The organism is Kineosporia babensis, assembly GCF_021129305.1.
Classification (GTDB): Bacteria; Actinomycetota; Actinomycetes; order Actinomycetales; family Kineosporiaceae; genus Kineosporia; species Kineosporia babensis.
Window position 1 is genome coordinate 219,180 of sequence record NZ_JAJOMB010000012.1, and the last position, 13,349, is coordinate 232,528.

A 13,349-nucleotide genomic window follows, 5' to 3' on the forward strand; every position below is an offset into this window, starting at 1 on the left:
TCTCAACAGAGATCAGCCCTCGAGGTCGTAGAGCAGCACCCCGTCGTCGTTCACCTGCGCGCCGTCCACCTCGGCCACTCGCTGCGCACACAGCTCCAGCAAGGGCACGATGCCGGGCGCGACCACCCGTCGCAGATCCTCGTCCGAACCGATCACGATCACCTGCCCGAACGTGCCACCCGCGGCCGGAGCCAGATCCACCGCCAGCTGGTTACCCCCACCGTCGGTGGCGAAGCCGATCCAGTCGGGCGAGGTGTACAGCCCCTGGACCGGATCACCCGCGCGCACCTCGACCGCACTGTCGAAGTTGTCGGCCAGCTCCTGCGGCGAGTACCCGTCCCGGACCTCTTTCCACATCGTCCAGCCGTCGGCCACCTTGCTCACCGGATCGAAACTCCAGCCGTCCCCGAACAAGGCGCACACCCAGCGTCCCCGATCGCGAACGGTCTGGGCGTGGGCTCCGTGAGTGAGCTGGTACCAGTCCGTCTGCCCGTCGCTGAGTTGGTGGAGCCCGGCCAGATCGGCGGGCAGAGCGCGGCCGATCTCCTTCTGCACGGCCGCGATGTCGTCCGCAGCCGCGCCCGGGCGGACCAACTCGTCCACCGCGTAACCGGACCGGGCCAGCGATTCCAGCAACAACGTCCATGCGTTCTGGACCTCGGCGGACGGCGGGGCGATGGTTTCCTCGGTCACTTCGGCTCCCCTCGGGTCGGCTGGGAATCGTCGTACAAGGCGATCAGGACGGCAACCGCGGTCAGCACCACTGACAACCCGAACAGCAGCGGGGGAGTGTGACCGAGGATCAGCGCCACGACGATCGGCACGCTACCGACCAGCGCGACGTCCGGTCCCCTCATCATCGAGGCGCTCAGTCCCGGTGGCAGAGAGCCCATCGGGGTGTAGATCAGCGGACCTCCGAACGTGGTGACCGGGCGGTAGCCCGCGCGCAGCGCCGCGGCCCCCCAGGCCGGGCCGGTGAGCAGCCCGAGCAGGAGCCAGGCGGCCGGATCGCCGTACCGCCAGCCGATCACCGCGGTGATCACCAGGAACCATCCGCTCATCACCGTGGCCGGAAGCGCCAGCCGGGAGAGCCGGACGATGCGCTGACCGATCGGCAGGGCTGCGTCCAGACCGGGGCTGAGCTGTGCGCGCCGGATCCCTTCGGCGGTGGCCAGCGACGCGATGTAGGCACCGATCAGGAGCATGGCGACGGTGCTGACCGGTCCCGGATCCGGGACCAGCAGACCGATGCCGGGCAGGGCCAGCGCCAGGAACACCTGAGCCGGCTGACGAACCGTGCGGGCGAACAACAACGCGTCGGCGGAGATCAGGGCGGCGTGCGGTCTCCAGGAACGGGGGACGCGGGCCAGCCAGGACATGCGCGACGACCGGGAACGCTGGGGAGACTCGGTGCGGACCGCGAGGGCCCGGCCGAGCGAACGGGTGTCCAGCGAGAGCACGGCGACCAGGGCCTCATCGGTGACCGCGCCGTGATGCCGCAGGCTTCGCCCCTGCACATCGGCCAGGTTGTTGTCCCACCGATTCCAGAGAGCTACCGCAGCGCCGGTCAGGAGCAGCGCGATCGGCAGCAGGAGCAGGCCGGGCTGTGGGGCCCGAGTGCCGGAAACCGCCAGAAGGATGCCGATCACCGGGACGGCCGTGGCCACCGCATCAGCCGTCCACCGCAGCGCCCGGCCGGCCTCCGGCCTCGGCTGCACCAGCCCGGCCACGATCACCAGAGTCACCGTCAGCATCGCCCCGAAGGCCGCGCAGCCGAGCATGACCAGCCCGCCTGCAGGCATCGCGAAGGCCACCGCGGTACCGGCCAGCGCCCCGACCACCAGGCCGATCGCCGGCCAGCGCAGGGCGGAGGACAGCAGCAGCGAGCGCCGGTCCACCGGCATCGGCAACCACCAGCCGGCCTCGGCCGCGGAGAGCGAGAGCGGACCCAGACGGACGACCAGCCCGATGAACGCAGCCACCGCCGCGGTCGCCGGCAGCACCGCGATCCAGCCCACGTCCAGCCCGGGCCCGCCCGAAGCGCTCGGCCGCAGCGGGCCTTCGCCCGGCGCCAGCTGCGACGTGAGCGCGAAGATCATCGAGGCGGCCATCGCCACGGTGAACAGGCCGATGTAGACGTTGCCGAGCAGATCGCTGAGCTGGGCGTCGGAGTGGTACTTGGTGGCGTCGCGGGTGAGACGCCGGATGTGCTTGCCCGAGGGCAGGGGACGGCTCACAGTTCGTGCCGGATGATCTCGACACCACGCTCCGGGCCGACCAGGCGGATCTCGTCGTCGGAGATCACCAGGACCTTGGTGGCCGTCCTGATCAGCAGTTCCGGGTCGTGGGTGGCCATCAGGACGCTGCCGCCGGCCTCACGTTCCTCGACCAGCCAGCCGCCCAGCGCACCCCGGATCGTCGCGTCCAGCCGCTGTTCGGGCTCGTCCAGGATCATCAGCGAGCGCGGCCGGGCGAAGGCCGCAGCCAGGGCCAGGCGCCGGCGCTGGCCGGACGAAAGGGCGGAGGGCAGCGCGTTCGCGCGCTCGGTCAGGCCGAAAACCTCGATCTGGTAGTCGGTCACCCCGTCCGGGTCGTCCACGCCGTGGCCGTAGCAGGTCAGCAGCAGGTGCTCGCGCACGGTCAGGGTGGGGAAGAACGCCTCGTCCCCGAGTTCGGCGGCCACCGCCGCCCGGAAGCCGGTGCTGCGCTCGTCCAGGTCGGCGCCGAACATCTGCAGCCGGCCGTTCAGCGGCTCCAGCAGGCCGACCACGGTACGCAGCAAGGTGGACTTGCCCGAGCCGTTCGAGCCGATCACCGCGACCACCTCGCCGGCCCCGACCCGCAGATCGATCGGTGGGCAGACCGGCAGCCCGTACCCGACTTCCAGGCCGTCCACCTCGAGCAGAACCCCGTCCACGCCTGACACCGTACCGATCCACCCCTTGCCCCTCGGACAGCCGTTCAAGATCAGGTACGAACGGGACGGCGCGGATGTTCCTATCCTGTGCGGGTGAGACCTTCGCAGCGCGCCCTGGCCGTCCAGCCCTTCTACGCGATGGAGTTCGGTAAGAACGCCCAGGCGCTGGAGGCCGAGGGCCATCCGGTGATCAAGCTGAACCTGGGCGAGCCGGACTTCGGCGCACCCCCGGCCGTGCTGAGCGCCCTGCAGAAGATCGCCGACGGCCGCCCACTGCCGTACACCGGCGCGACCGGCCTGCTGGAACTGCGCCAGGCCATCGCCGGTTTCTACCGCAGCGAGCACGACGTGGTGGTGGACCCGCGGCGGATCATCGTCACCGCCGGTGCCTCGGCCGCGTTGCTGCTGGTCAGCGCGGCTCTGGTGGACCCGGGCGACCGCGTGCTGATCAGCGATCCGTCGTACCCGTGCAACCGCCAGTTCGCCGAGAGCTTCGGCGCCGAGGTGGTTCTCGTGCCGACCACCGCCGAGACCCGGTTCCAGCTGGACCTGGCTGCGGTGCAGGCGAACTGGGCCGAGGGCACCCGCGGCATCATGATCGCCACCCCGTCCAACCCCACCGGCACCTCGATCGAGGCGGCCGAGCTGAAGGCGATCTGCGACTTCGCCCGGGAGCGGGACGCCTGGCGGATCGTCGACGAGATCTACCTGAACCTGGGCCGCCGTGACGCCGAGGGCCGGGCCCCGGCCAGCGTGCTCGCCACCGACCCGGACGCCTTCGTGATCAACAGCTTCTCGAAGTACTTCGGCATGACCGGCTGGCGGCTGGGCTGGTGCGTGGTGCCCGAGCAGTTCGTGCCGGTGATGGAGCGGCTGGCGCAGAACTACTACATCTGCCCGTCCACCCCGGCCCAGTACGCGGCGCTGGAATGCTTCACCCCGCAGTCGCTGGCGGTGGCCGAGGACCGGCGGCAGGAGTTCGAGCGTCGCCGGTCGGTCGTGGTGGAAGGCCTGGAAGCGGCGGGCCTGCCCGTGCCGGTGGTGCCCGACGGAGCCTTCTACGCCTACTTCGACGTCTCCGGCACCGGCCTGAGCGCGTGGGACTTCTGCGAGCGTGCCCTGGCCGAGAAGCACGTGGCCCTCACCCCCGGAAAGGACTTCGGCCGGATCGGCGCCGACCGCTACGTCCGCCTGTCCTACTCGGCCTCGGTCGCTGAGCTGAAGGAAGGCCTGACCCGGCTGGCCGAATTCACCGCTGCCCTCAAAGCCTGAGCCGCCCCTCAAAGCCTGAGGTAGACCCAGGCACTCCCGCCCGAGGCGAGCGGGACCAGACGGCGCCGGTACTCGTCCACCTCGTAAAGATCGGCGGCCGCCAGCTCGTCCGGAGTAATGCTGAAGACCGTGCCCGACACCGAATCGCCGGGCGCACCGGCTCCGACCACCGGATGGCGATCGGTACCGCTGGCGGCGATCACCGCCGGATCGGTGATCGTCAGCCAGTCCTGCCGGTAGCCGGTGATCTGGTCGGGCTGCCCGTCCAGCAGCCGCCCGAACTGCGAGCGCTGAACCTCGGGCAGCTGCAGCGTTCCGTACGAGAACAACTGCACCGAGTCACCTTCCGCTCCGCCGATCCGGACCAGCCGGGCCGCGGCCGGATCGTTGTTGGCCACGACGATCTGGGCCCGGCCCCGCGGATCGTTCTCGGCGAGGTAGCGGCGGCAGGCCGCGTGATACCGCTTGACGAAAAGCTCGGCCGCCCGCTGCGGCCCACCGAGCAACTCCGTGTCCCGCTCCGCCCCCCGGGTCTGAGCCACCTCGAAATCCACGTCGAGATAGACGACCTGGTCCCAGCCGTCCACCAGCTCCGGCCGCTGGAGAAAACTGCCGTCGGTCAGCAGCACCGCATTCGCCGGCGCAGTCAGCGGCTCGTCCTTCACCGGCTGGTCGCCGGCCAGATCGAGCACCGCCGGGCGATACCGCCCATCACCACCGGGGCCGAGCCGATCGAGTAACTCAGAACGCATGGCCTCGGTGTTGTATGCGTCCTCGTAGTAGCCGTCCGCCGACTCCCGACCCTGCCGGTGCCGGCGCGAACGAGGATGGTGATAGCCGTCGAAGCTGAGCAGGATCACCGGTCGGCCGCGCTCGCGTACGGCCACGGCCAGTTCAGCGGCCAGGGTGGTCTTGCCGGCCGCGGTGATGCCGTCCACCCCTACGCGCAGCGGGTGGCCCGGGTCCAAGGCGGCCAGATGGTCGGCGATCCGCCCGACCACGCGGGCCCGGGAACTGGTGACGACGGGATTCTGCATGGTCCGAAGATAGGTCGTGTACCGCTACGCTCGCCTGGATTTCGTCTTCGGGAGGTCGTCATCACTGCCGTCAGCGTTCCTACCCTGGTCGAGTTGCTCACCTTGGAGGAGATCGACACCGACCTCTACCGCTCGAACACGGTCTATCCCGATCCCTACGGGCTTTTCGGCGGCCAGGTCGCGGCCCAGGCGCTGCGGGCCGCCGGGTACACCGTCGCTGGCGACCGGCCGGCCCACTCGCTGCACGGCTACTTCCTCCGCCCGGGTGACCCTTCCCGGCCAGTGATTTTCGAGGTGCACCGGGACCGGGACGGCCGTTCGTACTCGGCCCGGCGAGTGGTGGCGCGTCAGGGTGGTCAGGTCGTGCTGAACCTGGCGGCTTCGTTCCACCAGCCTGAGGACGGCCCCGATCTACAGGCCGAGGTCATGCCGGACGAAGCTTTGCCGGATGAAGCGTTGCTGGGTGAAGCCTTGCCGGGGAACGGATCCCGGCTGGAGGCAGACACGGTGGGCATCGACTTCTTCGAGGCCGGCCGCCGGCCCGAGAGCGATCCGGCCGCCCGCCCTTCGCGGGTCTGGGCCCGGGCCCAGACCCCGATCCCGGACGAGCCGCACCTGCAGGCCTGCGTGCTGACCTACTTGTCCGACATCCTGACCGGTCTGTCCACGCTCACCACCCCCGCGCCCACCATGCTCCTGACCAGCCTGGACCATGCGATCTGGTTCCACCGCCCGGTCGATCTGAACACCTGGGTGCTGATGGATCTGACCGGTCACTCGATCGCAGCGGGCCGCGGAATGTACTCCGGGCGGCTCTTCTCCGAGGACGGCCGGCTGGTCGCCGCCCTGGCTCAGGAATCCCTCTATCGGCCCAACCCCGTGGGCAAACCCCGGCCCCGGCGTGTACGGCGGGCGACCTGACCGGCTACAGTATTTGAATGCTCAACGATTCGACGTTCCCCGCTCCGGTGATCGTGCAGCACTCCGGGTCCATCGAGGCCACGGACGGGCCGAAGCCGCTGGTCGTGCTGCTGCACGGGCGGGGCTCGAACGAGCAGGACATCATCGGCCTGGCCGGTCACCTGCCGGAAGGTGCCCAGTATGTGGCAGTTCGAGCGCCGATCGCAGAAGGCGGCGGCTACGCCTGGTTCGCCAACCGGGGCATCGGGCGGCCGAAGGCGGATTCGCTGCGCAAGACCATGGACTGGTTCACCGCCTGGCTCGAGGATTTCGCGAGCGAGCGACCGGTCTACCTGGTTGGTTTCTCGGGTGGTGCGGCCTTCGTGGGTGGGCTGATCCTAGACCGGCCAACGCGTTTCGCTGGCGCGGCCATTCTGTACGGTACGTTGCCTTTTGACGCCGGGGTTCCGGTCGATCCCGATCACCTTGCTGGACTACCGGTTTTCGTGGGTCAAGGGCTGGACGATGCGGTGATCCCGCGGGAGCTGCTCGAGCGCACCTGGAACTATCTGACGGACGGTTCGGGTGCGGTGGTCCGGGCGCTGAGAGCTCCGGGTGGGCATGGAATTTCGATGCCGGTCCTGGAGGATCTGGGAAGCTGGCTGGGCGAGCGGGTTGCGGCCGAAAGTAAGGACGTCTGACCCGGCTCACCTGCCCGGGTGCGGCTCTGGATCGGATGTGGGGACGTTCGGCGAGCCTTCGGTGGTCGGGTTCGAGCTGCGAGCGCACCGCTTTCGCGACTGGTTTCGTGCGGAGGTGACCTACGCGCTTCGGCGACCGCATGCGTCTTCAGTTTCGTTTGAGGACGCTCGACTCGCCTTGGTGCCGATCGGCAGCTGGGCGCCCACACCGTCCCCAAGTCCAATCCGAAGGCGACCGTTGTGCTTCGGTGACCACAAACGTCTCATTTTGGTTCTGGACTGTGTTGCAGCCGCTTTGGTGACCAGCGGCTGCAACACGGTTTCCCGATCAGCTGAACAGGCCACCCAGCCCGCCGCCCCCGGACTGCTGGGCCTGCTGAGCGGCCGCGCTCCACTCGCTCGGCTGGACGATCACGAAACCCGGCCCGTGGAAGGAATACTGGAAGGCCTCGCCAGTCCCGCCCCGGAGCATCGAGCGCATGTTCATGCTGGAGACGATGTTCGGCACCAGGTTGGCCGACCAGGCCACCGCGGCCTGGACGTCGACGAAGGTGGGCTGCTGCGAGCAGTCCAGCACCACCGGCTGGCCCACCGACACCAGCGCGGCCGTGCCCTGCCCGGAAAGCACCGTGTTGAACAGGCCGCCGGCCATCATGCCGGCGCCCTGCACACGCTTGATGTCCCAGTTCAGGGCCGCGTCGAAGGCGATCAGGTTCTGCCCGTTGACGCTGAGCGCGTCGCCGGTCAGGTCGACCAGGTGGATGTAGCCGGCCTCGTTGGCGAAGAACACCTCGCCCTGGCCGGAGACCCGCATCAGCGGCAGGTCCTCGTTGGTGAGCACCTTCTTCAGCAGCTTGCCGACGCTGCCGGAGCCCTCGTGGTTGAAGGTGACCTGACCCTGGTACGCGACCATCGCCCCCTTGGCCGCGAGCACGTCGGGTCCGAGCGCGACCCGCAGCATCTGCGAGTTCTGGAGCGCGAACCGGTTCTGCCCGGAGATCTCGAGATTCGACTCATGAAACAGACTGCTCTGCATCTGCCCAGCCTAGGGGCGTGATCGAGGTTGTGGCAGAGGCTTGCCGCGTGATCATCCAGGCCTGCCCGAGGGGGAACTTCCGGACAATGCGGGTCAGCTCGACATGCATGAGGCGGATCACAGGTTCAAGGTCTGATGCGTGACGACGACGCCGCAGCAGGGCACGGGGGACGGCCGGGTCCTGCGAAGCAACCTTCCCGCTCGCCTGGATCGCCTGCCCTGGTCGAGCTGGCACATCACCGTCCTCATCGGGCTGGGCACGGTCTGGATCCTGGACGGTCTCGAGGTCACCATCGTCGGGGCGCTGGGCGACCGGCTGACCGAGGCCGGTAGCGGTCTGGAGCTGTCCGCCGCACAGATCGGCCAGGCAGCGGCGGTCTACGTGGCCGGGGCCTGTCTGGGCGCGCTGTACTTCGGGCAGCTGACCGAGAAGTACGGCCGCAAGAAGCTGTTCATGATCACCCTCGGGGTGTATCTGGCCGCGACCGTGCTGACCGCGTTCTCGATGAACGTCTGGTTCTTCTACGCCTGCCGGTTCTTCACCGGGGCCGGGATCGGCGGCGAGTACGCGGCGATCAACTCGGCCATCGACGAGCTGATGCCCGCCCGGTTGCGCGGCCGGATCGACCTGATGATCAACGGCTCGTACTGGCTCGGCGCGGCGGTGGGGGCCGCCCTGACCCTGGTGTTGCTGGACACCGACATCTTCGCGGCCGACCTGGGCTGGCGGGTGGCCTTCGGGATGGGCGCGATCCTCGGCCTGGTGATCCTGCTGGTGCGGCGCAACGTCCCGGAAAGCCCGCGCTGGCTGACGATTCACGGCAAGCACGAAGAGGCCTCGGCGATCGTCGAGCAGATCGAGCACACCGTGGAGCACCGGGACAAGCTGAAGCTGGAACCGGTGCCCGCGGACCGGGCGATCGAGATCCACGAGCGCGGCCCGGTCAAGGTGTTCGAGATCATCCGTACGATGATCCGTACCTATCCCAGCCGTTCCGCGCTCGGGCTGGGCCTTTTCGTCGGCCAGGCATTCCTGTACAACGCGGTGTTCTTCACCCAGGGCCTGGTGCTGACCACGTTCTTCGACATCGGCTCGGGCACGGTGGGGCTCTACATCATCCCGCTGGCGCTGGGGAACTTCCTTGGCCCGCTGCTGCTGGGGCCGTTCTTCGACACCGTCGGCCGGCGCACCATGATCACCCTGAGCTACGTGCTGAGCTCGCTGTTCCTGATCGCCACCGGAGTCCTGTTCCAGCAGGAGGTGTTCAGCGCGGTGACGCTGACCGTGGCCTGGTGCGTGGTCTTCTTCTTCGCCTCGGCCGGAGCGAGCGCGGCCTACCTGACGGTGAGCGAGATCTTCCCGATGGAGACCCGCGCCATGGCCATCGCGTTCTTCTACGCGGTGGGCACGGGACTGGGCGGAATCATCGGCCCGCTGTTGTTCGGCCGGCTGGTCGAGACCGAGAGCTTCAGCGCGGTGGCGGGCGGGTACTACCTGGGCGCCGGGCTGATGCTGGTGGCCGGGCTGCTGGAGTGGTGGATCGGGGTGGACGCGGAGAACCGCAACCTGGAGGACATCGCTGCACCGCTGTCGGCCGCGCCGAGCCGCTCGTCCACCTGACCTGGCTCTTGTCCTTGCCCGCTGGACCAGGCTCACGTTGCTTGGCCGGGCTTGTAGATGTCTGTACCGCGGCTGCTGGATGTCTGTACCGCGGCGCGGCCGCGCGGATCGGCAGCGCCTGCGGTCCAGAGGTGACGTTCCGGGAACGCCTCACTGCTGCGAGCCCTCGCTCAAGCTGCGCAGGCCTGGTTCAAGCTGCGAGGCCTGGCTCAGTTGTAGCGGTGGCTCTTCTGCGGGTGGCCCTTGGGCCTGGTGCAGGTGCGGCCGTTCATGCTCCGGTGGCCGCACGCCTCTTCTTCGGGCTCGTCCTCCGCTTCGGCCAGTGCGGCCTCGGGCTCGCTGTCGGCCGCGGCCGTACGCAGGTCGATGACCTTGCCCTCTTTGCCGGCCGAGACGTCTGCCACCGCAGCAGCGGGCTTCGCCGCGGTGCTGTCGGCCTCCGCATCGCCGCCCACCAGGGACTTGGCCTTCGCGTCGGCGATTGCACCCGCCGCCGCTGCCTGGGACCCGGCTACGGCGCCAGCCTTAGACCCAACCCCGGTCTTGCCCGCAGCTCCAGCTTCGGCGTCGGCCTCGGGGGTGGCTGAGTTGGTCTCGGCCCCAACCCCAGGTGCGGCTGAGTCGGTCTCGGCTCCGGCCCCAGCCGCGACTGAATCAGCCTCGGCTCCAGCTCCAGGCGTGACTGAGTTGGTCCCGGCCTCAGCCCCGGGCGCGACTGAACCAGCCTCGACTCCGGCTCCGGGCGTGGCTGAGCCTGCCTCGGCGCCCGCCTCAGGCGCGAGCGAGCCAGCCTCGGCGGCGGCCGCCTTGGCGCCCTTGCGGGCGGGGGCCTTCTTGGCCGCCGCCCGCTTGCGCGGTTTGGCCGTGTCCTTACCGCCCGCCTCTTCCAGCTCAAGGGGCTCGACGGACACGCCGGCCGCAGACTCCGCCACGGAGCTCTGGCGGGCCGGCCTGGCGGGCTGAGCCTTCGCCTCGGCCTTCTTCTGCGCGGCGTACCGCGCGAACCGGGCCTCGCGCAGTGCCCGTACGGCGTCTGCTTTGCTCATCGTTCCATCACACGACAGAGCCTATGGGTTGCCACCGACAAACTTGCCTCTCCCGCCCCGACCAGGCGATTCTGCGCCACCCCCGGCCGCGCTAGGCTTTTGGTGCAACGCTCAACCACCTGATGTGAGGACCGAAGATGGAACTGGGCATCACGACCTTCGCGGACACCTATCCGGTGGGTGGCGTGCCCACCCCGCACGGCCTGCGGCTGCGCCAGGTGCTGGCCGAGATCGAGCTCGCCGAGCAGGTCGGCCTGGACATCTACGGCGTCGGCGAGCACCACCGCGCCGACTTCGCCGCCTCGGCCCCGACCGTGCTCCTGGCCGCAGCCGCGGCGCGGACCCAGAAGATCAAGCTGACCAGTGCAGTCACCGTGCTCTCGAGTGCCGATCCGGTGCGGGTCTGGCAGGAGTTCACCACCCTGGACCTGATCTCCGAAGGCCGCGCCGAGTTGATGGCCGGCCGCGGCTCGTTCATCGAGTCCTTTCCGCTGTTCGGCTATGACCTCAGCGACTACGACGACCTGTTCGCCGAAAAGCTGGACCTACTGGTCGAGCTCACCCAGGAAGAGAAAGTGACCTGGCAGGGGAGGTTCCGCCCCGAACTGCACGAGCAAGGCGTCTACCCCCGCCCCGAGCGCAAGCTCCCCATCTGGGTCGCCGTCGGGGGTACGCCACAGTCGATCGTGCGCGCTGCGTCTTACGGCCTCCCTGTCGCACTCGCGATCATCGGGGGACAGCCCGCGCAGTTCGGTCCGCTGGCCCAACTGCACCGCCACGCGCTGAAGGAGGCGGGCTTCGAGCCGAAGGATGCTCCGCTCGCCGTTCACATGCACGGCTACGTCGCCCCTACGGCGGAGCAGGCGGTGGAGGAGTACTACCCGTCCTACGCGCAGGCAATGACTCAGCTGGGTCGCGAGCGCGGCTGGGGCGCAATGACCAAGAACACGTTCAACAACCTGCGGGGACGCGGCGGATCGCTGGTGCTGGGCTCGCCCGAGCAGGTGGCGGAGAAGATTGTCGAGGTACAGCGGCTGCTCGGCGTGGAGCGATTCATGCTGCACATCAGCGTGGGCACGCTGCCCCACGACCAGGTTCTCCGGGCGATCGAGCTGATGGGCACCAAGGTCGCTCCGCTCGTCCAGGCTGAGCTAGGTAAGTAGAAGCAGCCTCGGACCGCGAGCTGTGAGGGCGGCGGATGAAGACAGCTGAAGAATGTGTACACCCGGTACCAAGTGGACCACCTTTACACATCGCGAGCAGTCGTTCGCCGGGCCCTGTGCAATAGCACTGGGGTAGGAGCAGTTCGGGTGTGCCTCGGAGCGAGGGCGGGATCGGCTCGCTGACCCGCTAGGCCGACGAGCAGGAGGCGCGGGTGGCCGAGGGGGCGTGGGCTGGGTGCCCCGCAGGATTGGTGAGCAATGGACGTTGCGTGCCCGGCGGTGTCCTCAGGTGCTGGTGGGCGCCCACAGGGTTGGTGAGCAATGGATGTTGCGTGCCCCGGCAGCGTCTTCAAGTACTACTGGGTGCTCATAGGGCTGGTAGCGGCGGGGGTGTCGGGCGGCGTCCATGGGCCGGGGGTTCGGGTTGATGGTTTGCCAGACCGCGTCCGCCTTGCTAACTTGCCGAACATCATGGGCATTCTCTCGGCTACCGCGCTGACCTCTGGGTCGGCTCGCTCTGCCGTGCCCGCGCATCTGGGCCACGTGCATCATCGGCATGCCCATCACGGCGTCCATATCTCGCCGGTGGGTGCTGGCTCCTATTGAGCCTGCCGGGCCTGACCGGCCCGGGCGCACGGGCCAAGCCCGCACCGATCGGCGCCTTCGCTCCCGGCTGGGACGCATTCGCGGACCACGGCCGGATTTCGCCCCGCCCAATCCGTCAGATGCATGGAAGGCCGTACGTGGGAACCCGGGAAGACGTTTACCAGCTGCTCGAAGAGAAGATGCTGAAGTACGCCGACTACGCCGAGGTTCCGGTGATCGAGGTGGACGAAGTCGTTCTCTTCGAACCGGTTCCGGCGCAGGGCGTGCTGCGGGTCGAGCACCACCCGCACGCGCGCAGCGAGCTCACCGGTGACGTGATCTACGTCCGCCGGCCGGTCGTCGACATGCTCTACGCGGCCGGGCAGGAACTGAAGAACCTGGACCGCTCGCTGACTCTCAAGGTGGTCTACGGCTTCCGTCCGCTGGAGGACCAGACCCGGATCTTCGAGGCTGCGAAAGATGCTCTGCGCGGCCAGTATCCGAACGAGCCGGAGCTGACCGAGGCGGCGCACCGGAACGTCGCCGTGCCCGAGGTGGCCGGCTATCCGACCGGCGGCGCGGTGGCCGTGGAGATCCTGCGCGACGAGCAGCCGGTCGACATGGGCACCGCGGTGATGCAGGCCGACCGGGACGCGTTCACCTTCTCCCCGTTCGTCTCGCGGGAGGCCTGGGAGTACCGGCAGCTGCTGCGCCGGGCCATGATGGCGGCCGGCTTCGCGCCCTTCGACGGCGAGTGGTGGCACTTCTCGTACGGCGACAAGGAGTGGGCGCGGTACTACCGCCAGCCCGGCGCGCTGTACGACCAGGCCTCGTTCGCGGACGCGCAGAAGGTCGATCCCGATGCCGACCTGGCCCTCTGACGAAAGCGCCTGTGGGCGCCCGTTTCACACCCCGGCCAACAACCTGCTACTGTTCTCGGCGAGCCGGGATAGCTCAGTGGTAGAGCACCTGATTGTGGATCAGGAGGCGGGGGTTCGATACCCCCTCCCGGTACAAGAAGACCGTTCTCGTGTATCCTCGTGCGCCGGGCGTTCATTTCAGCGCACGAGG

At 68.8% G+C, this 13,349-nt stretch carries 12 protein-coding genes and 1 tRNA gene; 7 read left to right on the forward strand and 6 right to left on the reverse strand.

Annotated features, from left to right (window positions below; genetic code table 11):
• Positions 1-12: 12 nt before the first annotated feature.
• Genes LR394_RS22435 through LR394_RS22445 form a run of 3 tightly spaced genes read right to left on the reverse strand, consistent with a single transcriptional unit; the run spans position 13 to position 3,100 of the window.
• Positions 13-693 carry an SMI1/KNR4 family protein gene (locus LR394_RS22435; RefSeq protein WP_231445081.1) on the reverse strand — a complete coding sequence of 227 codons (681 nt, stop codon included), beginning with the start codon at positions 691-693 and terminating at the stop codon, positions 13-15.
• Positions 690-2,237: a DUF6297 family protein gene (locus tag LR394_RS22440; RefSeq protein WP_231445083.1), complete on the reverse strand. Its 1,548-nt coding sequence runs from the start codon at positions 2,235-2,237 to the stop codon at positions 690-692. The genes LR394_RS22435 and LR394_RS22440 overlap by 4 nt, the downstream gene beginning before the upstream one ends.
• Positions 2,234-3,100, reverse strand: coding sequence for an ABC transporter ATP-binding protein (locus LR394_RS22445; RefSeq protein ID WP_269329561.1), 867 nt, complete (start codon positions 3,098-3,100; stop codon positions 2,234-2,236). The genes LR394_RS22440 and LR394_RS22445 overlap by 4 nt, the downstream gene beginning before the upstream one ends.
• Between LR394_RS22445 and LR394_RS22450 the strand changes: the two genes are divergently transcribed.
• Positions 3,011-4,189: an aminotransferase class I/II-fold pyridoxal phosphate-dependent enzyme gene (locus LR394_RS22450; protein ID WP_231445088.1), complete on the forward strand. Its 1,179-nt coding sequence runs from the start codon at positions 3,011-3,013 to the stop codon at positions 4,187-4,189. The two genes, LR394_RS22445 and LR394_RS22450, sit on opposite strands and share 90 nt — an antisense overlap.
• Positions 4,190-4,197: 8 nt before the next feature.
• Here LR394_RS22450 and LR394_RS22455 read toward each other — a convergent pair whose 3' ends face one another.
• A complete protein-coding gene (locus LR394_RS22455; RefSeq protein ID WP_231445090.1) occupies positions 4,198-5,226 on the reverse strand; it encodes a gamma-glutamylcyclotransferase in 1,029 nt (342 codons plus the stop codon).
• Between the two features lie 93 nt (positions 5,227-5,319).
• On the opposite strand from LR394_RS22455, the gene LR394_RS22460 reads away from it, so the two are divergent.
• Both LR394_RS22460 and LR394_RS22465 read left to right on the forward strand, forming a co-directional pair.
• A complete protein-coding gene (locus LR394_RS22460; protein ID WP_231445092.1) occupies positions 5,320-6,147 on the forward strand; it encodes an acyl-CoA thioesterase in 828 nt (275 codons plus the stop codon).
• A 17-nt stretch (positions 6,148-6,164) separates the two neighbouring features.
• A complete protein-coding gene (locus tag LR394_RS22465; RefSeq protein WP_231445095.1) occupies positions 6,165-6,827 on the forward strand; it encodes an alpha/beta hydrolase in 663 nt (220 codons plus the stop codon).
• 328 nt (positions 6,828-7,155) lie between these two features.
• Here the strand turns inward: LR394_RS22465 and LR394_RS22470 are convergent, their stop codons facing one another.
• The gene (locus LR394_RS22470) at positions 7,156-7,863 is read right to left on the reverse strand and encodes an AIM24 family protein (protein WP_231445097.1); all 708 of its coding nucleotides are present in this window, start codon (positions 7,861-7,863) and stop codon (positions 7,156-7,158) included.
• Between the two features lie 139 nt (positions 7,864-8,002).
• Between LR394_RS22470 and LR394_RS22475 the strand changes: the two genes are divergently transcribed.
• Positions 8,003-9,484 (forward strand): MFS transporter, encoded by a 1,482-nt coding sequence (locus LR394_RS22475; RefSeq protein WP_231445099.1) that lies wholly within the window; start codon positions 8,003-8,005, stop codon positions 9,482-9,484.
• Between the two features lie 209 nt (positions 9,485-9,693).
• Here LR394_RS22475 and LR394_RS22480 read toward each other — a convergent pair whose 3' ends face one another.
• The gene (locus LR394_RS22480) at positions 9,694-10,530 is read right to left on the reverse strand and encodes a hypothetical protein (RefSeq protein ID WP_231445101.1); all 837 of its coding nucleotides are present in this window, start codon (positions 10,528-10,530) and stop codon (positions 9,694-9,696) included.
• Positions 10,531-10,667: 137 nt separating this feature from the next.
• On the opposite strand from LR394_RS22480, the gene LR394_RS22485 reads away from it, so the two are divergent.
• The 3 genes from LR394_RS22485 to LR394_RS22495 all read left to right on the forward strand — a co-directional run bounded on the left by LR394_RS22485 (position 10,668) and on the right by LR394_RS22495 (position 13,292).
• Positions 10,668-11,693 (forward strand): LLM class flavin-dependent oxidoreductase, encoded by a 1,026-nt coding sequence (locus LR394_RS22485; protein ID WP_231445103.1) that lies wholly within the window; start codon positions 10,668-10,670, stop codon positions 11,691-11,693.
• 743 nt (positions 11,694-12,436) lie between these two features.
• On the forward strand, positions 12,437-13,159 hold the full coding sequence (locus tag LR394_RS22490; protein ID WP_231445105.1) for a M15 family metallopeptidase: 723 nt from the start codon (positions 12,437-12,439) through the stop codon (positions 13,157-13,159).
• A 62-nt stretch (positions 13,160-13,221) separates the two neighbouring features.
• Positions 13,222-13,292, forward strand: a tRNA-His gene (locus LR394_RS22495).
• Positions 13,293-13,349 lie beyond the last annotated feature (57 nt).